The sequence below is a fragment of the Desulfomicrobium apsheronum genome (assembly GCF_900114115.1).
GTDB classification, from domain to species: domain Bacteria; phylum Desulfobacterota; class Desulfovibrionia; order Desulfovibrionales; family Desulfomicrobiaceae; genus Desulfomicrobium; species Desulfomicrobium apsheronum.
Map to the genome: position 1 here is coordinate 77,708 of NZ_FORX01000017.1, position 23,486 is coordinate 101,193.

Genomic DNA, 23,486 nt, shown 5'->3' on the forward strand with positions numbered 1-23,486 from the left:
GCGCTGAATTTTCACGCCGATGTTCGCGGAGCACCCAAGGCCGCCCCGCGAACATAAATTCATGGCTGAATTTCAACCGTCGCCTCGTGCGCGCCGGACAGGGCCTGGGGACCGGTCTTGCCCAGAAAGATGCGCCCGGCATCCACTCCAAGCTCCTGCACGAGATGATTCTTCACGAACTCCGCCCGGGTTGCGGCCAGGCGCACAAGATCGCCGTCGGTGATGCTGATCAGCTCCCTGAGCTTGGCTTCCTGTACTTCGCGGGGGACTTCCTTGTGCATGCCGAAGGCGCCCTTTTCCTTTTCCACGGGCTCTTCCTTGTAGGCCTCCCAGAGTATTTCCGGGTATTCCTCGTCCGTGAGCTCAATCTCCTCCAGCTTGGTTTTTTCACGTTCCCGGCGGGGCAGATCATCGAATTTGATGACCTGTAGCTTGCGCATGAACTGCAGGTCGGCCAAGGCCTGCCTGTCGGCGGCGGGATCGGAGTGTCCAAGGATGGAGATTTTGATCCCCGGGCGCTGTGCCAGGATGTCGGCCAGGGCCTGCATGTTCTGCAGGGCTTCGGGCGCGGGCGCGGACAGGCCCGGCGGGAAGGGGAGCCTGTTCAAATCTTCGCCGCCTCCGTCGGGGACGAGGCTGGCCAGCAGGGAGAAGGGAGAGGCGATGGCTTTGACGATGAGGCCCAGGAAGGCTTGCAGGACAATGCCGCCGATGCTGAACTTCGGGTCGCTCAGGTCACCCTTGACGGGCAGGTTGATGGTGATGTTGCCGGACATGTCCCTGAGCAGGGCGAGCCCCAGCTTGATCGGCACGTCGGCCGCGTCCGGGGATTCGACCTTGTCGCCCAGTTCAAGCTGACGGGCCTTGATGGCATTGCCCATGGCCAGCTTGCTGGCTTCGGTGCGCACGTTTATTTCCCAGTCCAGTTGTCCGCGCGTGACGGGATAGGCAATGAATTTGGAGGAATAGGACGACAGCCCGACCAGGTCCAGATTACGCAGGGTCACGGTGCTGTTTGTTTCCACGGGAGTCTTGAGCGGTGAGACCCACCCCTTGGCGGTGATGGGCGCGGAGCCGTCGATGATGGCGGTCAGGTCCAGTTGCGTGCGCTTCGCCGGGTCCAGGGAAAAACCTGTCACGGTCAAATCCAGCGGCGAGATTACGGATTCGAACTGCGGTGAAAGGGATTTGTCAGCAAAAGAGAAGCGGCCTTGGTTGATATTCACGGCGCCAATTTCCAGCGCCGTGAGTCCTTCGGATTTGGATGCCGTTTTAGCAGGCGCCTTTTTCCGGGCGGCTGGCGCGATACGGTCCAGGCTGGTCTTGCCCTGAGCGTCGATGACAAAGCCGCCGCGCGGTTCGTTCAGATCCACGCTGGCGATATTCAGGGACAGTGGCGAAAGTTGCAGATCGAGCCTGCTTACGTCCAGGGTCTTGAAGCCGAACAGTTCGGTCCTCGAACGGCCTTCGGTGACCCGCAGTCCGCTGACTCGCAGGGAGCCGGAAATCCGTTCCCCGGTCTTGCCGCCCATGCGCCATTCCAGCTTTCCACCCAGTCTGCCGGCCGGAATGTCGATGGCGGCTACATCCGCTACATAAGCCGAAGCCAGGGACAGGGGAATCCCGGACAAGTCGAGAGTCCCCCTGGTGGTCATGGTGGCCGGGACGATTTCGCCCGAGGCCTTGATGGTGCCTGATTCCTCCACCCGGCAGGACAGGGTTACGGGGACGGACCTGCCTAGGTCAGTGGACGGTTTTTTGGCCACAAAGGCGATCCGGTCCAGGTCCAGCCGCACGGGTTTGGCCAGGGTCTTGTCCGTCAGCGAAACCCTGGTCTCGGCCAGGGAGAATTGCTCCACGGCCACGGCCCAGGCGGGCGCCGATGTCTTGGCGGGAGCGGCGGCCTTGGGGGCGCCACCCTGCGCGGGAGCGAAGAGCTTAGCGAGGTTGATGTCGCCGTTTTCCTGGCGGAGGAGGGCCACTTCAAGACCAAGCTCGACAGGGCCAATGCCGACGGTCCTCGCGCCGGTATCGATGCCCACCGGTCCGACCTGCAGGGATTCAACCTTGATGGGGGTGGGGGTGTCCTTGTCCGGGGTTGTCAGGTCCAGGCCCTTCACGGATGCTCCCTCCACGGCGACGGTCCAGGCCGTGGCGTTGGACTCGGATTTTGGCGCGGCGCCCTGCGTCTTTTTGGTGGGTGCGCCCTGCAGCGCGGCGATGAGCCTGGCGCGGCCCTCTTTGTCGAGAGCGGTGGAGACAGTGCCCCCTTCAAGGGTGAACACGCCGGTGCGAACATCCCGGCTGGCCATGTCGAGGAATATCCTGTCCAGGGCCGCCCGGCTTAGCCTTATTTCCCCGGCTCCTTCCGCCGCCTTCAGGCTCAGATCGCGAATTTCAAGAGACGAATCCTCAAGGCGCGGCGCCTTGTCCTCTCCATCGATGGCAAAGCGAATACTCGCGTTTGTTCTGGCGGAGGCCAGGGTCAAGGGCAAGGCATCCTTGAAGTAGGGTTCATATGAGGGGACATCAAGATCGCGGGCCTCGATGAGGGCCTGCACGCGGAAGGGGGAAACGGAAAAGGTCGCGTTGGTGTCGATGGACTCTCCGTCGGCCGTGCGCATCCGCAGACCGGCCACGGAGGTTGCATTGAGCGAGGTGTCGAGGTCCGTGATTGTCAGATCCAGGGATTCGATGTCTTTTGTGAAAGAGGTGGTCTCGTCCAGGAAGAGCACTCGGCCGTCCGTCAGGCGGATCTTGGGGACCTGCAAAAGCAGTGTTTTTGCGGTTTCGCGTCTGGCGACCGTGGCGTTGTCGATCTCCGGGACTTCCTGCCCGGTTGCGTTATTCGCCTCGACAACAAGGGCCTGGCCCGTGTTTGCCGTTTGCGTGGCATTTTCAGCATCGGCCATGGCGACCGTGGCGTTCCCGGCCATGGCCGCGTCCGGTTGGGTGCCGTTTTTTGCGGCGTGAGCGTCCCTGCTCTCGTCGGCCACGAAATAGTGCATCCAGTTCAGGCTTCCGTCCCTCTTGCGCACGATCCGGACAAAGGGCCGCTCCAGGACCACGGAATGTAGGCCGAGCTTGAGGTTCAGGATGGATATGTCGTCGATAATGACCTCGGTCCTGGCGGCGGAAAGTACCGGTTCCCCGTCGTCGGTCAGTTCGATGTCGCGCCCTGTTATCGTGCCCTGCAGGGAGAAGGTGGGCAGGGTGTCCTCGTGCTGTTCGAAGGAGAGTTTGCTCTCCAGGTTGAGAAAGCCGCCGGCGAGTTTGAGATTCTCGCGGGCCATGGCATAGGCCCAGTATTGGGGCAATGCTAGGTCGATTACGTTCAGATCAAATTCGGTTTTGAGGGAGTCGGAAAAGGGGGTTGTCTGCCCTTCGAGGTTGAAAGGCGCGCCATTGACCCGAAAGGACAGGGTCGGCGTCATGAAGGTTTCCCAGTCCTTCTTGCGCGATGAAAACTGGGGCAGATTGAACTGGATCCGGTCCACGACATGGGTCACGCCCCGGGCCTGATCTTCGAGAACCAGCGTGCCGTTGCCAAGCGTGAAGGGTTCGATAATGAGCGGCAGCAGCATGGATTCCGAAGAGTCCTTGGGCTCTGTCGATTCGGGCGCGCCGGTAAGATCCGCAAAATTGGTTTGCCCATCTTGGTCGAGGCGAATATGAATGCGCGGACCATCCAGGCGCGCCTCGCGCACGACCAGGGCCAGACGCGGGATGGAACTGAGTTCCAAGTTGGCGTGCAGCGCGTCGAAGGCGACAAACTCACCGCTGCCGTCTTTTTCGCTGATGGCGAAATCGGAGATGTCCGCAGTCATGGCAAAAGGATTGATGCGAATTTCCCCGACGCTGACCTTACGGCTCAAGGCCGGAGAAACTTTCTCGACAAGTACGTAGTTTGCGATGCGCGGGACAAGAAGAAATCCGATTGCGGCGTAAACGGCCACACAAACAGTCGTCACGAAAAGCGACTTTTGCCACCAAGTCAGTTTTTTCCAGGATTCGATTATGGTTGTCATGCCGGACTCCATGATATTGTTTTTTGGGGCAGGTTAGCGTCCTTGGCCCTTGTTTGGCAAGAAATGGTTACAATTTGCTGTAGTTAATAGTTGTGATAGCGAAAATATCGTGCTTTTTCATGGGGACGCGCCGTAGCGCATGTCGGCCGTAAGAATGCTGCGGCTATCCGCTCAAGCCGATTTTCCTGGAGATGGGTGAATGAATTTGGGTTCCGGACAGGTCCACGCGGCGTTGCCGATGGTTGGTATATTTATGACAAGGCACGGTTACGTGCTGTCGGAGATGTGATGATCAAGATTGCGTATGTTGTTGGCGGATTGCCCTTTGGTGGCGTTGAAAATTGGCTTTTCGACGTGGCCTTGAGAATGAAAAATTCAAAGACCTATTTATGTAAAATCTTCAACGTTTCCGGAACAGGCTTGAAATTGCCTGAATTTTACGCTGCCGGTCTGGATGTGATAAATATTGACAAGAACAATTCCGCAGCATCTTCACATCGGCTTGATACCGCATTTGTGCTCAGAAAAGAACTGAAGAAGTATTCATCAGATATTATTCATACCATGCATAATAGCGGTGATTATTTTGGTAGAATTTCATCTGTAGGTATGTCGAAGGCTGTTTTGACGCATATACATAATGCAAAAAAATAAAAAATTCAGTCAAAGAATATTAAATAAATTTTATTGTGTTTACAAATTCGTTTATATATGTTTCTCGTCATAATATTTTTAAAATAAAAAAATTGTTCTACATAATGGAATAGACACGTCTCGCCTTAATTTTGAGCCGCATGACTTGCATGCGATGTATGGACTAAGTGGAAAATCATAATTGGTATTGGAAGATATGTTGAGCAAAAGAATTTTGAAGGCCTTATTGGGGCTCTGAAGATTCTTGTTGATTCCGGAAAAGACGTTTCCCTGGTTCTGGTTGGTGAAGGGAGCAAGCGCGATCTTTACGAATCAATGATTTCAGACATGGGATTGGAGGGGCGGGTTGTCCTGACCGGATACAGAACGGATGTGGGGGCATTTTTACGCGGGTCGGATATTCTTGCCATGCCGTCTCTCTTTGAAGGTTTCGGGAATGTGCATCTTGAGGCAATGTATTGCGGAATTCCTGCCGTCGTTTCTCGAGTAGTACCTTCCCTTGAAGTGTGTTCAGAAGCGTCGCTAGTCTGCGATTTTTCTGCGGAAAGCATCGCATCTCAGCTTTCTGTCTTGCTTGACGATCCTGAGTTGCACCAGAAGTTGGCGGATGCGGGGCGCAGGATTGTGGACGAATATACGATTGAACGTTGCATGGATCGGCTTTTTTCCATCTATGCCAAAACGCTTCGTGAATATCAGGCCTGAGTCTTGCGCTGGGCCAGCATCTCCCCCAATCCCGAATCGCGACGCGCCGGATTTTGTACTGCGTCTTTTACTTGTCGCGGGGTTCCGAGTAGGGTGAAGCGTTTTTTGGCCCGGGTCAGGGCGGTGTAGAGGAGTTCGCGGCCCAGAACCTGGCAGGGCTCTTCGGGCAGGACCAGCACGGTATGCCCGAATTCCGAACCCTGGCTCTTGTGCACGGTCATGGCGTAACAGGTCTCGTGCCGGGGCAGGCGGGCCGGGGAGAAGGATGTAAAGCCTTCCGCGCCGGGAAAGAAGATCCGCAGCTGTCCGTCCACGGACAGGGCGATGCCGACATCCCCGTTGAACAGGCCCAGATTGTAATCGTTTTCGAGAATCATGACTGGCCGGCCCGGGTACCAGGCTTCGAAGGCCTGACCCACCAGGATCTGGCCAGCCAGACGATTGAGGGCCTCGGTCCCGCGCGGCCCTTTGCGGATCGGTGAGAGCAGGCGCAGGGCCGCGAAAATCTCAAAAGCCCTTGCGGGCCCGTTTGTCCCGCCAAGTTCCCCGAACGCCTCGCGCAGCAGAGGCGCCACCGAAGCCTCAAGGGCCTTTGGCCCTGTGCCGTGTATCATCTCCAGATCCGCATGCCTTTCTTCCAGCAACGCAGCGGCCTCCTGGGCCTTTCCGTCCCGGATGAGTTCGCTCAAGGCCGCGATGCCGCTGTCTGGCCCGAATCGGTAACTTTTTTTGAGCTCCACCACATGATCCGCCAGCGGGGCGGGGCGTTGGGTCACGGGCAGCTTGATGGTGCAGGTTTCGGCGACAGCGGCGGCGAATCGATCCGAGAAGGCGTTGACCGCCTCCTCCCGGCACAGATTGGCCAGGACTGCCCCGGCTTCCACCGATGCGAGTTGGTTGCGATCGCCGAGGAGCACAAGGCGGGCGTGTTCCGGCAAGGCTTCCATGAGACGCGCGGTCAGCTCCAGATCCAGCATGGACGCTTCATCCACCACCAGCATGTCCAGGGCCAGACGATTGCTCTGATTGTGGCGAAAGCCTCCGGCGCTCCAGCCGAGCAGCCGGTGCACCGTCTGCGCCCCCTGGGTCATGCATGCCGCCAGTTCCGGTGGAAGGGTTCCGCCGGGGAAGGCCGTGGCCAGGGCTTCGGTCAGGCGCGAAGCGGCCTTGCCCGTGGGCGCGGCAAGACGGATGACGAAATCCCGGCCCGGGTGCATCCGGGCCGCCATCTTTAAAATCCTGGCCACGGTGGTTGTCTTGCCCGTGCCCGGTCCGCCGGAGATGACGCAGAACCTGTTCCTGAGCGCGGCAAAACAGGCCACAGCCTGCCAGTCGATTTCGTCCCTTCCGGTTTTGAAAATGTCGGCCTGCAGGGATGGCGGCAGCGGTTCGGCAGGAGTCTGGGCCAGGCGCAGGAATGTGTGGGCCAGGGTCTGCTCGTCATTGAAAAAGCGGGAAAAATACAGTCGCGTTCCGGACAGGATCAGCGGCGCCTGGCCTTTTGGATCGGTGATCACATCCGAATCGGGAAGATCATGCATGGCAGATGCGTTCGGGACCAGTTCCGTCAGATGCGCAATGACTTGCGGGTCGGCGAGATCCAGACAAACGTGTCCTTCGCGCACGGCCAGAGAGGTCAGGGCGGTCAGGGCGGCGACCATGTCCTCATGCCCGGCGCGGGCCAGGGAGGCGGCGAAGCGGGCTTGGTACAGGTCGGCGTCCGTGAAGAGGCCGCTGGCCGCAAGACGGGGCAGAATGGCGGGGTTTGCGAACATCAGCGCTTCTCCATGTCGATGAGGGCGTCGTCCAGGGCGCTCAGGAAGCCCGGGTCCGGGCAGTCTGCGTACACTCCTTGTCCGGGCCGATCCGGGTCGATGCCGCGCAGGAAGACGTAACGCACGCCGCCGAAATGCGCCGCGCGGTCGTAATCCGGCAGGCGCAGGGAGAGGTGGCGGTCCAGGGCCACGCAGTAGAGGTGGTACTGCAGGTAGTAGTGGTTGCCAGCCATGGCCGCGTGCAGGGCCTCGGGCGTGTAGTGGCCGGGCATGGGGCCGAGCCAGTTGGATTTCCAGTCGAGCAGGTAGTATTTTCCTTCGCGGCGAACCACAAGGTCCATGAAGCCGGTCATGAACCCCCGGCGTGGTTCGAAGCGCAGGCCTTCCATGCGCTCCGGCAGGTCTGCGGGCAGCACCCGGGCGGCATCTCGGTACACGGCGGCCAGGGCCTCGCGGGTCACGGGGCGCAGGGGGAAGAGGAATTCCAGCTCGACCAGCTTGTCCCGTGCTCCAATCGTCTCCAGGCGAAATTCCCCCAGATCGGCGCGCAGCGTCTGTTCGACCATGCCTCGGACTGTCCCCTCCCAGGTCGGATCAAAGCCGTATGCTTCCAGGGCGCGGGTCACCGCAGCCGGGATGGTGCCCCTGTCCGTGAAATCGATGTGCTCGAAAATCTGATGCAGGCACGATCCGGCAGCGGCTCCGCGCGGGAAGTTGGCCATGGACAGGGCGTCGCCGTCGGTCTGGCCGGATGCGTCGGCCTCGTCCAGCCCGGGCCGGGTTGCGTGTTCCGAGCCGCGTGTCAGGCCCGTGAAGCTGGCCAGCCCCTGGCCAGGACCAAGAGTGCGCTCCCAAGTCCGGCAGTCGAGATCCGGCGCGTGGGTGAATTGCGGCGGACCCTGCTCGGGCTCCGTGTCGGGCATGGCCGTCACCTCGATGTGCTCGCAGGTCAGCTCGGCAAGATCGGCGGCGACCGTCTCTTCAGGGATGACATCCCAGCTCAGGGAGCCGTTGCCGTCTGCATGACGGCCATGAAAAAGCCAGGCCGCACCGGAGGTCTCGGCCTCGCGGATGCGTCCCCAGACCACGTAGCAGCGGTTCGCCGCCCGGGTCAGGGCGACGTAAAGCAGGCGGACGCGCTCGGTGCGGGCTTCGATCTCAGCCATGCTTTTTCGGGCAGGCAGGTCCGGCGAACCCAGATCCAGCAGCAGGCCGTCATCGTGAATCAGAGCCCTGTCTTCGGGGCATCTGGCCTTTCCGTAAACAAAGGGACAGAAGACCACCGGATACTGCAGGCCCTTGCTCTTGTGGATGGTTACGATCTGGATCGCTTCGCGGTCCGTGTCCAGGCGCAGTTGCGATTCCTCGCTGGTGGCGGTGTGCAACTGCCGTGCGAACCAGGTCAGCAGGGCGTGCATGGATGCGCCCGATTCGCGTTCACGGGCGTGGAGCAGCTCCAGGCAATGCAGGACGTTGGTCATGCGCCGTTCCCCGCCCTGCAGGGAGACAAGGCGTTCGCGCACGGACAGGTCGGCGAAGAGTCGGCGCACGGCGGCCATGACGCCCCGGCGCTCCCAGAGGTCCCGGCAGGCGAGCAGGCGCTCGAACCATTTTTCAAGTTCCACGCCGTCCTCGTCCAGTCTGGCAAGTTCCGGCGCCGTAAGGCCGATCACGGACGTGGCCAGGGCGGTTTGCAGCGCTGCCGGGCGACGGCAATCGGCCATGCCCCGCAGCACGGACAACAGCTCAGTGGCCTCGGCGCTGGCGAAAACCGAGCTGGTGTGAGTCAGGACTCCGGGGATGCCAAGGCGATCAAGGGCCTGATGCACGGCTTCGCCCTGGGCGTGGGTTTCGACCAGAATGGCGATCTCGCCGGGCAAAAGGGGCTTGTCGCCGATGCGGACTCGTCCTTCGGCGCTATCGCGCAGCAGTCTGCTGATCTCGGCGGAGACGGCGCGGCAGATGCGCGGGAGCAGCGCGCCCTTGCTCAATGGTTTGTCCTCGCTTTGAACCTGCCAGATGACCATGGGCGCGCAGAGCTGCCCGTCCTGCGTGAATTTTTCCTGATCCGGGCCCGGAGCGCTGACCGGCTGGTAGGTGATGTCTTCATGCAGGAAGGGATTTTGGTTCCGGGCAAAAAGCCGGTTCACGGCCTCGATCAGCTCGACAGTGGAGCGGTAATTGACGCCAAGGGTCGTGCTCCTGGCGCAGTCCTTGGCCGCGTCCAGGTAGGTGTGCAGGTCCGCGCCGCGAAAGGAGTAGATGGCCTGCTTGGGGTCGCCGATGAGAAAGAGGGCGCGTCCATTGCCGTCATCCTCGGCGCGGGCGGCAAACAAGGTGCGGAAGATGTCGTATTGCAGGCTGTCGGTGTCCTGAAACTCGTCGATGAGCGCGGCGTGGTACTGATTCTGGGCCGCTGCGACCAGTTCGGGACTGGCCAGGGCCGCGTGCATGTTGCGCAGCAGATCGTCGAATCCCTGCACGTTGCGCCGCTTCTTGAGTTCGTCCATGCGCGCCGTCACGCCGGTCAGGAATGCGTGCCGTAGGTGGACCAGGAAGCCCGCCAGGAGTTCGCTCAGTTCGCCGATCCGCCCTAAAAGCAGCTGCAATTCATCGAAGAGCCGGTGCTCCGGAGCCGCCGCTTTTGCGTTGGGCATCGTGGCAATGTACCCAGCCGTCATCTGGGTTACCGGATCAGGTATCTTCAGCGCCGGATCACGCAGGAAATCCCGTACGGCCGTCAGGCGTTTTTCGAGCTTTTCCGGAGAAAACTTGTTTTTGTTGAAGGGATGCGGCCAGCCAAGAAACAGGTCGCGAATCTCCTGCTCTGCTGCGTTCCACGACGCGTGCAGCTTTTCGCAGGCATCTCTTACAGTCTGATCCAGGGGCGCCGGGTCCGGCGGGATGGTGTCGGGAACGATCCTGATTTTCTGGGTCAGGAAAGGCAGGCTGGCCAACTCTTCCAGATGTTCCGGGGTCAACCTTGCGCGCATCTCGGATCCGGTCAGGCCGGACAGGGGCAGGATGTGTTCGCGCCAGAAGTCCACGCAGACCTGGCGGCGCAGATCCTTGAGGTCGGGCACGAGTTCCGTGTCGAAGAGGGCCGAGCACTCGAAGCCGTTCTTGCCGAGCATGCGCTTGCAGAAGCCGTGGATGGTGAAGATCTGGGCCAGATCGAAGTTGCGCACGGCCAGGGCTAGGCGACGGGCGGCGTCCGTGCCGTCGAAACGGGGCAGGAGGTCGCGTTCAAGCTCATCATCCGCCTCAAGTTCGTCGGCCAGCACTCCGGCCATGTCTGACAGACGCTTGCGGATGCGGTCGCGCAGCTCCTCGGTGGCGGCCTCCGTAAAGGTCACCACCAGGATCTGGTCCACGGTCAGATTCTTTTCCAGTAGCAAACGTACGAAAAGTCCGGCCAGGGTGTACGTCTTGCCGGTTCCCGCGCTGGCCTCGATGAGCGTCGTGCCGTCCAGGGGCGCGGTGCAGAGGTTCATGGGCCGTTTCATGACGCGCCTCCGAGGATCGGTGCGAAAATCTCTTCGGCCACGTCCATGAAGTCCTCCCAGTCGGGCTCCTGGTCCCGGTACAGAAACGACAGGTACGGGTCATCACGCTCGGGGCTGACCATGTAGCCGCCTTCCCATTGCTTGAGCGCGCTGGCCAGGGCTTGCAGCCGCGTCTTGGGCTTGGCCGCGAAGCGTGCTTCGGCAAAGGCCAGGGAGGTGCGGGCAAAGAGGGGCAGGGGCGAAACCATGCCGCGTTCGTATGCGAGCAGAAGTTGCTTAAGCGTGTGTCCGGCGTCCTTGACCACCGGGGCCATGAAGCTGCCTTGAGTGCCTATGTGCAGCGATTGCGCGGGACAGTCGGCCGCAGCCGCTGCCAGGTGCCTGATCCAGAGGCTGAGCATGTCCCTGGCGTTGGTTTTGGCCGGGCGGCAGCCAAGAATGCGGTCGCCGTGGAGACCGATGCGGCCCGTGAGCCTGAAGCGACCGAGATGCAGGCGCAGATCGAGCTGTTTTTCCTCGGATTTGTCGATGAAAGTCCGGGCCTGTTCCGCAAGGGAATGGATGGAGGCCAGGAGCTTTCGTCCGGCGTCGGTCCCGGCGTGTCCGGGCGGCAGGATCTGCCAGGCCAGGAGCAGCTCGCCAAGATCGGCGTCAGGCGTTTGCAGAGTCCGGTCCAGGAGTGTCTGCAACGGGCCGTAGGCCTCCAGGCCCGATGGCGCCTTGAGCGGTTCTTCATCAGGAAAATCGTCCTCGCCGCCCGCCGGGTTGATGCGCATTTTCCTGAGCAGCTGACGGCAGGGGTGCATGAAAAAGCGGACCAGCTCTTCGATGTCGATTTCGATCTCGGTTTCAGGCAGTTCCTGATTGGTGGGGATCGTTTCAGGGAAAAATGTCCTGGGGACGTGGTTCCTGAAAAGGGCGCGCGCGGCGGCGAGGTTCTGTCTGGAATATGAGAATATCGGCGCATCCGCGCTGAAATAGTCCGGGTGGAAGGCCTGCAACTTGTGCCGGAAGTGGAGCGTCTCGGAGGGCTTCTTCCCGCCCGCAGTGTAGCATTTGTCGAGAAAGTCCAGCAGTTCGGAAACCAGGACCGAGGGCGGAGCCTCGGCATTGTCCGATTGGGAGAGGCCGGGATAGGTCAGGATGAGGTTGTCGCGTGCCGAGATGATGCTTTCAAGGAAAAGATAGCGGTCGTCCTCGCGCAAGGACCGATCGCCGGGCCTGGGGCGGGCGGTCATGAGATCGAAGCCCGGAGGCAGGTCCTGGCGCGGAAAGGCCGTGCTGGTCAGGCCCGTCAGGCAGATTACCCGGAAGGGGATGGAACGCATGGGCTTCAGGCCGCAGAAGGTCAGGCCCGAGGCCAGGAAGCCGGATTCGCCTCCGCTTTCGTCCAGGCGCTTGCGGATGAGATGGAGCATGGTCCGGCCGTCGGCCTCGAAATCGCCCATGTCTTTGGTCAGGTCGGACACCGCCGTGCGTATGGCGAGCAGGGCTTCGGCCTGGGTGCGGTCCTGGGCGAAGAAGGTTTCAAGAATCCACAGCAGACACTCGCGCCATTCTTGCGGCGCGTGGGTGCCGCGCAACCTGGCCCACAGGGTTGCGAGATTGTCGATCCAGGCCGTGACCTTGCCCAGCAACTCCTGTTCGGCCGCGCCGCGCAGGGCCAAAGGGGCGATGCCGCGCATGGGCTCGGCCTGTCCGGTCATGTAGCCCAGAAAAAGGCGGCCAAGTCCGCTCTCCCAGGTATTCTGGCCGTGCTCTCCCAGTCCGGCGTTCCTGCGGAAATTTTGGTCCAGGCCCCAGCGGATTCCGCTCTGCCGGATCCATTCCAGCACACGGCCCGTTTCGGCCGCGTCCAGCCCCAAATGTTCTCGCACGGGCGGGGCTTCGAGCAGGGCGCAGACCCGGGAGGCTTCGAAACGCTGCTGGCCGAATTCAAGGAACTCCAGAAAGATGCGAATGGTCTCGGCGGCCCGGGTAGGCTTGCGGTCGGAGATGGAGAAGGGGATGTTTTCCTCGGAGGTGCCGAACACGGCCTGGATCATGGGCGCGTAGCCTTCGATGTCCGGGTTCATGACCAGGATGTCCTGGGGCGAGAGGGATGGGTCCTCTGTCAGAAGATCAAGGATGAGATCCCGCAGTACTTCCATTTCACGCAGGGGGCTGTGGCAGCAATGGATCTGGATGGAGCTGTCCGAAAAATCGATCTTCTCTTCGCACGGATTCAGGTCCAGCAGATCGGCCTGGAGCCTGCCGAGCATTCGTGATGCGTCGGGCTCCTCGTAAAGTTTTGTTTCCAGGGCGTCCCTGTCGAGCAGCAGTTCCAGGAAATCCCGCCCGACCGCGCCGAGCCCGGCCAGGGGCGTTGCATCTTCGGGGCGCTCCTCGGAGGTTGAGTCCTGGGTGCGGTAGGCGCGCCTCTGCTCCCGGCGGGTCATGAGATCCCCCCAGTACGTGCGGCAGGGGCTGAGCAGGAAGATGTGCACCTGGCTGCGCCGCGCCAGGGCAGTCAGCAGGTCCAGATAGATGGGTGGCAGGGTCGGGATGCCGAAGACGCATATGCGGGAAGGCAGTTCCGGCAGGGGCGCGCCGCTGTTCAGTCTGGCGATGGCCCGGTCCAGCAGGGCGGCGCGGTGCTCTGCTGGCATGTCCCGGATCAGTTCACGCCAAAGACGGGCCTGCCAGGCTTCACTGGCCATGTGTCCGGGCAACCGGAAGTCGCCGCTCGGCGTTCCGCTCTCCCATCGTGCGGACCAGTGCGGGCGGAAGATGAGGTATTGATCGAAATGATAGGCGATGCGCTCGGCCAGTTGCACGGCCTTGAGCTGCGAGTCGTCGTGTACGTAGCGCTTCAGGGGGGCGAACTCCGGTTCGTCCAGCAGCCCGGGCAGCAGGCGCACGATGCTCCAGAGCATGCGTTCCTTGCTCAAGGGATATTCGCGGGGCACGTCATCCAGCAGTTCGCGGCAGAGGTCGTAGGCGAAGGCCACCGGAAAGGGGAAGTGAACGCCCGCGCAGATCCCGTGCTTGCGGGCCAGCTGCATGGAGACCCAGCGCTGCATGCCGCCGGATTGAACCAGGATGGTTTCCGGCTGCATGGGGTCCAACGGACCGCCAAGGACCCTGGCGAGCAGTTCGGTCAGGATTTCCAGGCGGTTGGAGGCGTGAAGGAGGAATCCTTGCATGGGATCGGGAGGATCAGGACGCCGCAAGACCCACTTCGGCCTCGATCCCCGTGATGGCGCCGATGGCCAGGGTCAGGAAGTCGCCCAGTTCCAGGCCGATCTTTTCGCACTCCCTGATGGTCTCGCGGCAGACCGAGGCCGCGAAGGCCTTGTCCTTCATCTTTTTCTTCAGGCTCTTGGCCTCCATGCCCTGCATCCGCGTGGGGCGGACCAGCGCCGCCGTGTGGATGAGGCCGGTCACGGTCTCGCCGCAGCGCAGGGCGTAGTCGAACTGGGATTCGGGCTGGTTGCCGTTGATCTCGTTGTGGCGGGAGATGGCCTGCACCGCGTCATCCGGGAGCTTGCCGGTCAGCATTTCGGCCGTGAGCAGGCCGTGCCTTTCAGGCGTCTCTTTGGTCTGGGGATAATCGAGGTCGTGCAACAGTCCGGCCAGGCCCCAGGTTTCGGGGTCATGGCCCAGGCGGGCGGCCAGGGCGCGCATGACGGCTTCGGTTTCCAGTGCGTGTATGAGTAGGTGATCCGGAGCGCTGTCCTTGATCATTGCGAGAGCTTCGTTGCGTGCGAGCATGGTTTCTCCTTGGGTTTAATCCAAAGAAACTCATGCATTTCTTGACCGGGGTCAAGGTTTCAGCAACACGATGCCCCGCGCTTGCCCGGCAGCCAGGTCTGGATGATGTAATCCGCGCAGCCCACCCCGGGGGTGACGGTGATGGCCGAGGTCGGGCAGTTCAGGGCGCAGGCTCCGCATTCCATGCAGGCCTCGCGGTCCAGTACTTCGGCCTTGCCGTCCCGCACGGCGAAAATGCGGTGCGGACAGACCGTGGCGCAAAGGCCGCAGCCCACGCATCTGTCGCGGTCGTAGGCCAGGGTGGCCACGTTTTCGAGATGGCGGAAGTTTCTCATGTTGTCCTCACAGGAAATTGGCGGTCACGAAAAGGATCGCGGCCAGGACCGTGCTGCCGGCCAGGATCGGGATGGCTTTGCGCATCTCCTTCTCTACCCCCGATGGCGAGGTGTAGGGCGTGGAGCCGGTGAAGTTGAGAGCCAGCCAGGAAGCGAGCGACACGGTCCAGAGCCCCGCGCCCGTGGTGGCGAACCAGGAGTGCTCGGGAAAGATGGCCGGCGTCAGCACGGCCAGAGCCAGCCCCAGCCCGGCACCGCCCAGGGAGAAGAGGCGCGTGCGCAGCGCGGGCAGGAGCAGGGGGAACAGGATCGCCCCGGCGGCCAGGCCAAAACCCGTGGCGGTGGAGGCCAGAGCCCAGCGTTGTAGGATGGTATCCAGGGAGAATTCGGGGCCGATGAGGCTGAGCAAGGCCGCCACCAGAGCTGCGGTCAGGATCAGCTTCCAGCCCAGGACCAGCTCCACGGGAATGACCTCGGCCCGCTCCCTCAGGCTGAAAGTCACTGCGCGCATGGCTTCGTCGATGCCGTTGTCGAGATAGCGGGGCAGGTCGCCGGCGCGCACGGGCCCGAAGACGGCCTCGAAGCCGCAGGCCTTGCGCAGGTCGCGGGCGCGCACCCCGTTGGCTCCGAGCTGGGGTAGGATGAGACGGCGATGGGAGACGATGCGATCAAGGCCGATCTTGCGCACCTGTTCGGCGATGCCCCCGGCGCTGAATGTACCCTTGCCGCCCGCGCACCAGATGTTGATACCGCGCGTGTCGGCGACCAGCAGCCAGAGTTCCCGTCCGGTCAGGGCGAAACGGACCGTGTCGAAGGTCAGTTTGTAGTTGGCCGTGACGATGACGGGCGCTTCGGGTCCGGGGCTGCCGATGGCATACAGGCCGGGGTTGACGGTGTAGTTGTTGCGGTCAAGACCCAGCCGGGCGCGGCAGGTTCCGAGTCGGTCCAGCCGGGTGGGCCTGGTTCTGACACGGGGCACCCGGGCATGCGCGGTGGGCAGAAAGCCGTCCACGTAGGGCTCGATCCGATAGCCGGCCAGGTCGTCCACCCCTGCACCAGGGGCGGGTGGCGGGCCTCAGCACGGGCCAGGAGCCGCAGAGGCGGCGCCGGGAAGCCCGCATGTCTCGCGGAGTTCGGCGCAGGAGTCGGCAGGGGCCATGGGAAAGGGCTGCAAGGGCTTCATTTTGAACCTATAGAGATGATATGAGGTTTTTGAGTTCGGCCAGACGGGCTTTGTCCGCGCAATAGCAGATGCGCGGACCTTCGATTTCGCCACGGATCAGGCCCGCCTCTTTGAGCTGCTTCAGATGCTGGCTGACCGTGGATTGGGCCAGGGGCAGGATGTTCACGATCTCTCCGCAGATGCAGCTGTCCACCTGCAGAAGATGCTTCAGGATCGCCACGCGCGCGGGATGCCCGAGGGCTTTGCAGAGAGAGGCCAAGGTCTGGTCCTGGGTCATGGTGTGCTCCGGTCAAGCGTATCGTATTTCGTAAAAATACGATGATTGAAGCCTTGTGTCAATGCGCCGGTCGTATTGAGTTTTCTTGGCGCAAGGGGCATGGTGCCTGGATACAAAGATGGAGGAAACTTACAATGCGCTGGAAACAATTCTTGACCCCGGTTCAGTCCATGAATCCCGACGAAGCCCGGGCCTATCTGTCCGACAAGACCCTGCAGGAAGTGACCATTCTTGATGTGCGTCAGCCGGGGGAATACGAGGAGGGGCACATCCCCGGAGCCACGCTTGTGCCGCTGGCGGTGCTGACCGACTCCCTGGACCAGATCGACCCGTTCAAGCCGGTTCTGGTTTATTGCGCCATTGGCGGACGCAGCCGGATCGCAGCCCAGACCCTGGCCGGCAAGGGCTATGAGCAGGTCATCAACATGAGCGGAGGTTTCAAGGCCTGGAACGGCCAGGCTGCCTTCGGCGCGGAAGAAGCCGGTGTGGACATTTTCGCGGAGATCGACAGCGCCGAAATGATTTTGGCCACAGCCTATTCCCTGGAAGAGGGGCTGCGCGATTTTTATCTACGTATGCTGGAGCGGGTCAGCGACGAGAAGGTCAAGAGCGTGTTCCGCCTCCTGGCCGACATCGAAATCAAGCACAAGGATCGTCTTTTCGCCGAATACACCCGCATCACCGGCAAGGACGATCGTGGGGATTTCGAGTGCCGGTTCGTCACTCCGCTCATGGAGGGCGGTATGACCACCGAGGAATACATGGAGCGCTTCAAGCCTGATTTCGAAAGCCCGGTCGATGTCATCTCCCTGGCCATGTCCATCGAAGCCCAGGCCCTGGACCTTTACATCCGTTCCGCCGCCTGGACGCAGAGCGATGACAACCGCGCCATCCTGGAGCAGATCGCCAGCGAGGAAAAGGCGCATCTGGAACGATTGGGCCAGCTTATGGACGAATTGGTCGGTGGCGGTTCCAGGGCAACGAACTGATTTGTGATGAGTAGGGCTTGATCCGATAATTCTACGAGTATTTATACACGTTCTGTCTCTGAGCTAGGTAGTATCAGGAAGGGTTTTTTATCAGCGCGTACCAAAAAGGATGGGTAGTGAGAGAAGTCTTGCGCACCGTGTACGGTCTTTGCGCTAGGTTTTTTGGATCAAACTACTCATATTTTGGCCGGATATCGAAAACTCAAGGCATGACGACAGGTTGTCACGGGATGGTCGCTTAGGCACGCCCTTTGCTCAATGGAAAGTCCAGGCGCTCAAAAAGAAGTGCCGATCATATCCATTAAGATCTTTGGGGGGAATGTCATGAAGCAGTTATGTTACCTTTTCTGGCTTGCCGGGATGGCGACTCTTGTTGCTTATGGCTGGAGCGATACACTTTTGAACCAGGTATCGGATGTCGTGCATTTCATGGGGCAGCTCGTTGCCTCCGTGATCGCATAGAAATCCTGGCGGCTCGGCTTTCGCGTATCTGCGGTCGGAAGGAACTGGCACCTTCCGGCCGTGGTTTTTTTGTCCTTTGCGCTTTTTTTCTGCCCGCGAACAGAGGCTCGGCGAGGATGCCCTGATGCTCCGAGGCCCGGCCATGGGCGGGACCCTTTCCCCTGTTGCGCGGCATCGGTGCGCGCGATAGGGCAACACCATGTCCGTCGCTGTCCTCTATTCTTCCGAACATTCGGCCTGGGTGCGCTACGAGCGTCCCCGGGCCATTTTTGTGGCCCGCAGGCATGACGAGGTGTCCGCGCTGCTGGCCCACCTTGAAGACGAGGTGGAAAGGCTCGGGCTCCATGCCGTGGGGTTTCTGTCCTACGAAGCAGGCAGCGCCTTCGATTCGGCCATGCCCCACGCCTCCTGCGGCGCTTTTCCCCTGGCCTGGTTCGGCCTTTTTGAATCCCCCGTCGCCATATCCCTGGGCCCGTCAAAGTCCGGTCACGCCCTTGATTGGGTCTCGGAGCTGGACGCCGATGCCCATGGTCGCGCCCTGGAACGCATCCGCGGATATCTGGCCCGGGGCGAAACCTATCAGGTCAATTTCACCCATCGTCTGCGCGCCCGTTTCGATCTGGAGCCCTGGGATTTTTTCAGCCGGCTCGTCAGCCGCCAGCCGTCGTCGCACGCGGCTTTTCTCGACACTGCCGATTTTGCGCTGTGCAGCGCTTCGCCGGAAATGTTCTTCGAGCGTGATGGGGAGGAAATCTGGTCCCGTCCCATGAAGGGCACCGCTCCGAGGGGGCGCTGGCGCGAAGAGGACGAGGCCTTGGCCCGGGGCCTTGCCGTCTCGGAAAAGGAGCGGGCCGAAAACGTCATGATCGTCGACATGGTCCGAAACGACCTCGGACGCATCTGCCTGCCCGGCAGCCTGCACGTGCCCGAGCTTTTCCGCGCGGAGCGCTATCCGACGCTTTGGCAGCTGACCTCGCTGGTGCGCGGGCGCACGCGGGAGTCCACGGCCCAGGTCATGGCGGCCCTGTTTCCGGCCGCGTCGATCACTGGCGCGCCAAAAGTCCGGACCATGAACATCATCCAGGAACTCGAAATTTCGCCGCGCCGTATCTATACCGGATGCATCGGAGCGATCAGTCCTGGCCGCAAGGCGCGTTTCAACGTGGCCATCCGTACGGTTCTGGTCGAAAAGTCCCTGGGCATGGCCGAGTATGGAGTGGGCGGGGGCATTGTCTGGGATTCTGATCCAGAGGCGGAATTTCGCGAGACGCGCATCAAGGCCCGCGTGCTGGCCGACCCTGAGTCGGAATTCTCGCTGCTTGAAACCATGAGCTGGAGCCGGAGCGAAGGCATTTTTCTGCTCGACGAACATTTGCGGCGCTTGGAAGAGAGTGCCGCGTATTTCGACTACAGGTTTGACCCGAAGGCCCTGCGGAACGCTCTTGACCGGGAAGTCTCGCAGGCTTGTGGCATGGAAGGATTGCTGCGCCTGACCGTGGACGCTGCCGGGGTCTGGAGTATTGAACATCGCCCCTTGCCCGAACCATCCCCCTGCCGGGTGTCCCTGGCCCTGTCGGCGGTGGATGCGGCCGATCCGTTTCTTTTTCACAAGACCACACGGCGCGTCGTTTACGATCAGGCCAGGGCGCAAGTGCCGGGGGTGGATGATGTGCTGCTCTGGAACGGACGCGGCGAGGTGACGGAATCGACCATCGCCAATCTGGTCGTCGAACTTGATGGCGAACTGCTGACACCGTCTCTTGCCTGCGGACTGCTGCCGGGCACCATGCGTGCCCGGTTGCTGCAAGAGGGTCGGATCAGGGAAAAAGTGGTGCGGGTGGATGATTTGCCCCGCTGCACCCGCCTGTGGCTGATCAATTCCGTGCGGGGATGGCGGGAATGCGTTCTGGCCGGTCCTGTGCCGGGGTCGGTCTAGTCCGCGTCGAGCCCGCGCCGGTGGAACCAGGCCGCCATCAGGCCGATGGCCACGAAAATGACGTCGCGAACGATATAGAAGACCATGTCGCCGGAAGCTCCAGGCGTGCTTGAGAAGCATCCGCAGTTCAGGTCGATGCCCCGGAAGTATGCGCCAAGGATCGCGCCCAGGAAGACGATGAGCATGGCGTTGGCCAGGAACAGGGCGGGCCCGGTCCAGACTCGGCACACGAGCAGGAAGGCCACGATCATTTCCAGCCAGGGCAGGGTCAGGGCCGTGAAATTGATGAGCACGTCCGGCAGGATGAGATAGCTGCCCACGCTGGCGGCGAAATCCGCCGGAGCCATGATTTTCTGCGGAGCGGCAGCCACGAAGATGAGGGCCAGGGCCAGGCGCGAGCCCCGGGACAAGGATGCTGCGTTCATGATTTTTCTCCCAGGGGTTTTGAATCAAGGGGAGGGGACTGAGTCGCCGGTTCCTCAGGCGCGGTTTCCAATGGAGCGGATTCCAGCGGGGCGTTTTCCACCGGGGCGTTTTCCACCGGGGCGGTTTCAAGCGGAGCTGGCTCCATCGGCGTAGAGTCCAAAGACGGCTGTTCCTGGGGGGCGGGTTCTTGATGCTGGTCCAAAGGCGCGGACTCGGCCGGGGCGGCGTCCAGGGGCGCTTGATCCGGGATTGTCGGCTCAAGAGGGGGCTCCAATGGCGCGGGTTCCAGAGGGCCCGCCTCCATAGGGGTTTCCATAGGCGCTTGCGGCGGCGCGGTTCCGTTTGACTGCTCGGCCGGAGGCGTCTCTTCTTCGTTCATCGGCGCCGGGGAGGTCTGCTCCGGTGCTGCCTGGCTGCCCGTGGCGGTGGGCATTCCCTGGTCGCGCCACAGCGTCCAGCCGTTCTTGAGCACGCGGACGTCCTGCAATCCCATACTTTTCAACTGCTCGGCCAGTTCCCGGCTCAGTTCGCAGTACTCACCGTCGCAATAGGTCACGATCGTCGTCGCCCCTTCCAGTTGCTCCCGCAGTGCTGGAAAACTCTGTCCGAAGGAGAGCGGGTCAAGGGACAGCGCGCCTCCAATGTGTCCACGCTCATATTCATCTGCTTCCCGCGCATCGACAAAAACGGCTTCTCCCGATTCAAAAAGAAGAACCGCATCGGCGAGGGATATCTCCCCGCGCTGGACGGCGGCCTGCGCCGCGACTTCCGGATCATGGACCAGAGGCAGCCTGTCCGGCCTCGTGGCGTTGAAGGCCAATGCCAGGCCTACAGACAGGCCGATGATGATCACGGTCTTTATGCCAAAAGAAATGGGTGGTTTCATGTATTGCTCCTGGGTGCTTGGCCGTGTTTCTACGATCTCAAGCCTTGCAAGGCAAGGGCGGGGTGCGCAAGGTGCGTTTCGCTGGTGAAGGAAGAGGCAAGAGCGGAGCATACTGGGTGGTTTACTATTACCACAGTGAGGATATCCCCCTGTTTGTCCTGGCTTTGTTCGCCAAGAATGAAAAGGCGAATCTGACCAAGGCAGAGCGGAACGAACTTAAGGCCCTAATGCCGCAAATTGTTGAGGCCTATATAGCAAGGAAGAAGTGATGAGCAGAATTGTACAAGGTGCGCGGGAAGCCCTGGCCATGGCCAAGGACGAGGCGAATCCGAATGACTACGCGGTCAACATTCCGGAGACCATCGACGTCTGGCGGATACGGAAAAAGCTTGGTATGACGCAGGCAGCGTTTGCCGGTATTTTTGGATTCCGTCTCGCAACGCTGCGGCATTGAGAGCAGCAGAGGCGGATCCCGGAGGGGCCGGCCAGGGCTTATCTAACCGTCATTGACCGGGAACCGGACGCGGTACGCAAGGCGCTACGCGCGGGAGAGTGAATAGACCTCCCATTGGCCCGAGGGAGAAAGGTCCTGATCTTGGAGTGATGTTGAAAAAAAGAAAAAGGGGTTAGATTTTTAGATCTAACCCCGTGTTTTTCTTATGGTCGGGATGAGAGGATTTGAACCTCCGGTCTCTGCGTCCCGAACGCTACTCTCGCCTAGGTAATTATCTGTTTTTATTAACTTTTGTTTCTGCTGAATACCTCAAAAAGGGTCGAAAATGGGGCGAAAGTATTCAAAACTAGTATTCAAATCTGGCTTTCAATTTTAATCACTAGACCTTGAATTTATATGATAAGTTGTCGCTGGTCAATCATTGGGCATCAGCCAGGCTGATGGCTGCTCTGGATACCAAGCTTTTGGCGAATCGGACGGCATCATCCACGTTGGCCGCATGGCCCACATCCGCTGTAAATTTGTTTACGTACTGAAGGTGACCTTGGAGACGGCTAGGCACGCGACGGCCAAGGATATTTCGGATCTGATCGGTCTGCTCTACTAGGTCCAACACAATATCAAAGATCTATCGCCAGAGGAAAAGGTTTCTCTGCATCGTGAACAGGCCGTTCCCATCTTGGAGTCGATTTGGGCCATCCTCGATAAGCGTATCGCCCACATCCCGCCCAAGAGCCTTCTCGGCAAGACCATGTCCTACGCCCGCATCCAGTGGTGCCAGGCCCTGCGCTTCGTGGGCTGCGGCTTGCTCACGCCCGACAACAACGCGGTTGAGAACACCATCCGTCCCGTGGCCCTGGGTATAGAATTGGCTCTTTGCCGGAACTCCCCCCAGGGTACTGGCGCCAGCGTTAGATCTTATCCCTTGTGGAAACAGCCCGCAGCCAAGGCCAACGAGATTGAGCCCCAAGCCTAGCTGAAATTTTTGTTCGAACGGTTTCCCGCCGCCATTATCACGTAAGACATGCGAAAACTTATGCCGCAACACGTAGGAAAATCCCCTTTTTCAAGCCTAAATCGTTCTAAATAATGGGGGTGTCTTCCCCATCAAGCTTTATAGCAGGTGAATCGGATATGAAAGATAGGAACGCTTGAGCGCATACGAACAGCATAAAAATGGTTCTGTATGACAGTTATAATAATTGCTTAGCAAACCGCTGTGAGTTATTTATTATTTCTATCTGAGTAAAGTCAATGCGCTTAGTCGCATCATTGACCATGCACTACTTTAATCGGATTAGAAGTTTTAGCACTGCTCAATATAAAAATTGTATTTTTTAGGTCTAGTTTTCCTAATAACAACGGGACGGAGTACAAACAATCTGCCACTCCATAGTTTACTGTAGTCCGAAAATTTGGTTTAAATCAGGGAAGGAACAGGCTCGATAAGGTTGTTTTTCATACACTCAGGCATACAGGGGCGACTCGGTTATCACGTGCTAACAAGTCTCTCCGCGTATTGATGGACTACGGAGGCTGGAAAACAGCGGAGATGGCTTTGCGTTATCAGCATTCGGACTGGAATGATTTGCAAGGTGCGGCTGAGACGTTAAATTCTATTGTTCCGCGAATTGAGCCGGAGGTGGAAGATTTTTAGTGTGGACCCTTCTCGGTTTCCTGATGCTTGATGCTGCCTGTCATGCCCTGAATAGTTTATAAAACTTGACGCACACAACTTAAAGAGTCAAAAAATATTGGTCGATACAGGCTGTTATCTCCGGAGGAGAACCAATGGGTGCAGACACAGAGCTTAATCCGTCAATGGAACGCTTATCCGCTAAAATTTGTGGTTATAAAGGGGTGGTGGCGAACCTGATCAATAAAGGACAATGCTATTACAAGCAAGGGGACTACGCCCAAGCGGAGAGCCATTATAAGTGCTCGCTTGCGATTCTGGAGGAGGCTCTCGGCCCCGACCATCCCGATGTGGCTAGAAGTCTGTACCATCTAGGCCTGCTCTACAAAACCCAGCGCGACTACTCGCAGGCGGAGCCTTTTTTCAAGCGCTCGCTAGCGATTCGGGAGAAGGCTCTGGGTCCCGACCATCCCGATGTGGC

At 60.2% G+C, this 23,486-nt stretch carries 17 protein-coding genes and 2 pseudogenes; 9 read left to right on the plus strand and 10 right to left on the minus strand.

The features are described 5' to 3' along the window. Positions 1-59 precede the first annotated feature (59 nt). The gene (locus tag BMZ40_RS14705; RefSeq protein WP_177193197.1) at positions 60-4,028 is read right to left on the minus strand and encodes a DUF748 domain-containing protein; all 3,969 of its coding nucleotides are present in this window, start codon (positions 4,026-4,028) and stop codon (positions 60-62) included. Positions 4,029-4,223: 195 nt separating this feature from the next. Between BMZ40_RS14705 and BMZ40_RS14710 the strand changes: the two genes are divergently transcribed. Both BMZ40_RS14710 and BMZ40_RS14715 read left to right on the plus strand, forming a co-directional pair. Next, positions 4,224-4,682, plus strand: a complete 459-nt coding sequence (locus BMZ40_RS14710; protein WP_143075653.1) for a glycosyltransferase family protein — start codon at positions 4,224-4,226, stop codon at positions 4,680-4,682. A gap of 180 nt (positions 4,683-4,862) precedes the next feature. Further along, on the plus strand, positions 4,863-5,387 hold the full coding sequence (locus BMZ40_RS14715) for a glycosyltransferase (protein ID WP_281243807.1): 525 nt from the start codon (positions 4,863-4,865) through the stop codon (positions 5,385-5,387). Here the strand turns inward: BMZ40_RS14715 and recD are convergent. Genes recD through BMZ40_RS14750 form a run of 7 tightly spaced genes read right to left on the minus strand, consistent with a single transcriptional unit; the run spans position 5,378 to position 16,216 of the window. Continuing rightward, entirely contained in the window at positions 5,378-7,162 is a 1,785-nt protein-coding gene (gene recD / locus BMZ40_RS14720; protein ID WP_092377438.1) for an exodeoxyribonuclease V subunit alpha, read from the minus strand. The two genes, BMZ40_RS14715 and recD, sit on opposite strands and share 10 nt — an antisense overlap. Continuing rightward, positions 7,162-10,668, minus strand: a complete 3,507-nt coding sequence (recB, locus tag BMZ40_RS14725; RefSeq protein WP_092377441.1) for an exodeoxyribonuclease V subunit beta — start codon at positions 10,666-10,668, stop codon at positions 7,162-7,164. The genes recD and recB overlap by 1 nt, the downstream gene beginning before the upstream one ends. After that, the gene (gene recC, locus BMZ40_RS14730) at positions 10,665-13,853 is read right to left on the minus strand and encodes an exodeoxyribonuclease V subunit gamma (RefSeq protein ID WP_143075654.1); all 3,189 of its coding nucleotides are present in this window, start codon (positions 13,851-13,853) and stop codon (positions 10,665-10,667) included. The genes recB and recC overlap by 4 nt, the downstream gene beginning before the upstream one ends. Positions 13,854-13,866: 13 nt before the next feature. Further along, positions 13,867-14,421, minus strand: a complete 555-nt coding sequence (locus BMZ40_RS14735; protein WP_092377448.1) for an HDIG domain-containing metalloprotein — start codon at positions 14,419-14,421, stop codon at positions 13,867-13,869. Positions 14,422-14,480: 59 nt separating this feature from the next. Continuing rightward, on the minus strand, positions 14,481-14,756 hold the full coding sequence (gene hgcB / locus BMZ40_RS14740; protein WP_092377451.1) for a mercury methylation ferredoxin HgcB: 276 nt from the start codon (positions 14,754-14,756) through the stop codon (positions 14,481-14,483). Positions 14,757-14,763: 7 nt separating this feature from the next. Beyond that, positions 14,764-15,939, minus strand: coding sequence for a mercury methylation corrinoid protein HgcA (gene hgcA / locus BMZ40_RS14745; protein ID WP_281243806.1), 1,176 nt, complete (start codon positions 15,937-15,939; stop codon positions 14,764-14,766). A gap of 7 nt (positions 15,940-15,946) precedes the next feature. After that, positions 15,947-16,216 carry an ArsR/SmtB family transcription factor gene (locus BMZ40_RS14750; protein WP_092377455.1) on the minus strand — a complete coding sequence of 90 codons (270 nt, stop codon included), beginning with the start codon at positions 16,214-16,216 and terminating at the stop codon, positions 15,947-15,949. 134 nt (positions 16,217-16,350) lie between these two features. On the opposite strand from BMZ40_RS14750, the gene BMZ40_RS14755 reads away from it, so the two are divergent. Continuing rightward, positions 16,351-17,205 (plus strand): rhodanese-like domain-containing protein, encoded by an 855-nt coding sequence (locus tag BMZ40_RS14755; protein WP_092377458.1) that lies wholly within the window; start codon positions 16,351-16,353, stop codon positions 17,203-17,205. A 661-nt stretch (positions 17,206-17,866) separates the two neighbouring features. Further along, positions 17,867-19,603, plus strand: a complete 1,737-nt coding sequence (gene pabB / locus BMZ40_RS14765; RefSeq protein ID WP_092377464.1) for an aminodeoxychorismate synthase component I — start codon at positions 17,867-17,869, stop codon at positions 19,601-19,603. Here pabB and BMZ40_RS14770 read toward each other — a convergent pair. Both BMZ40_RS14770 and BMZ40_RS14775 read right to left on the minus strand, forming a co-directional pair. After that, positions 19,600-20,028 (minus strand): MauE/DoxX family redox-associated membrane protein, encoded by a 429-nt coding sequence (locus BMZ40_RS14770; protein ID WP_092377467.1) that lies wholly within the window; start codon positions 20,026-20,028, stop codon positions 19,600-19,602. The genes pabB and BMZ40_RS14770 overlap by 4 nt on opposite strands. Further along, positions 20,025-20,915, minus strand: coding sequence for a rhodanese-like domain-containing protein (locus BMZ40_RS14775; protein WP_177193198.1), 891 nt, complete (start codon positions 20,913-20,915; stop codon positions 20,025-20,027). The genes BMZ40_RS14770 and BMZ40_RS14775 overlap by 4 nt, the downstream gene beginning before the upstream one ends. A 23-nt stretch (positions 20,916-20,938) precedes the next feature. On the opposite strand from BMZ40_RS14775, the gene BMZ40_RS14780 reads away from it, so the two are divergent. The 5 genes and pseudogenes from BMZ40_RS14780 to BMZ40_RS14805 all read left to right on the plus strand — a co-directional run. Continuing rightward, the gene (locus BMZ40_RS14780) at positions 20,939-21,184 is read left to right on the plus strand and encodes a type II toxin-antitoxin system RelE/ParE family toxin (RefSeq protein ID WP_245751121.1); all 246 of its coding nucleotides are present in this window, start codon (positions 20,939-20,941) and stop codon (positions 21,182-21,184) included. Further along, positions 21,184-21,369, plus strand: a complete 186-nt coding sequence (locus tag BMZ40_RS19945) for a helix-turn-helix domain-containing protein (protein ID WP_245751122.1) — start codon at positions 21,184-21,186, stop codon at positions 21,367-21,369. The genes BMZ40_RS14780 and BMZ40_RS19945 overlap by 1 nt, the downstream gene beginning before the upstream one ends. Before the next feature lie 421 nt (positions 21,370-21,790). Then, a pseudogene (locus tag BMZ40_RS19950) lies at positions 21,791-22,345 on the plus strand (IS66 family transposase). Between the two features lie 438 nt (positions 22,346-22,783). Beyond that, positions 22,784-23,026: pseudogene (locus tag BMZ40_RS20195) on the plus strand (tyrosine-type recombinase/integrase); the annotation flags it as partial. A gap of 134 nt (positions 23,027-23,160) precedes the next feature. Next, a partial coding sequence (locus BMZ40_RS14805; RefSeq protein ID WP_143075656.1) for a tetratricopeptide repeat protein occupies positions 23,161-23,486 on the plus strand: 326 nt, incomplete at its 3' end.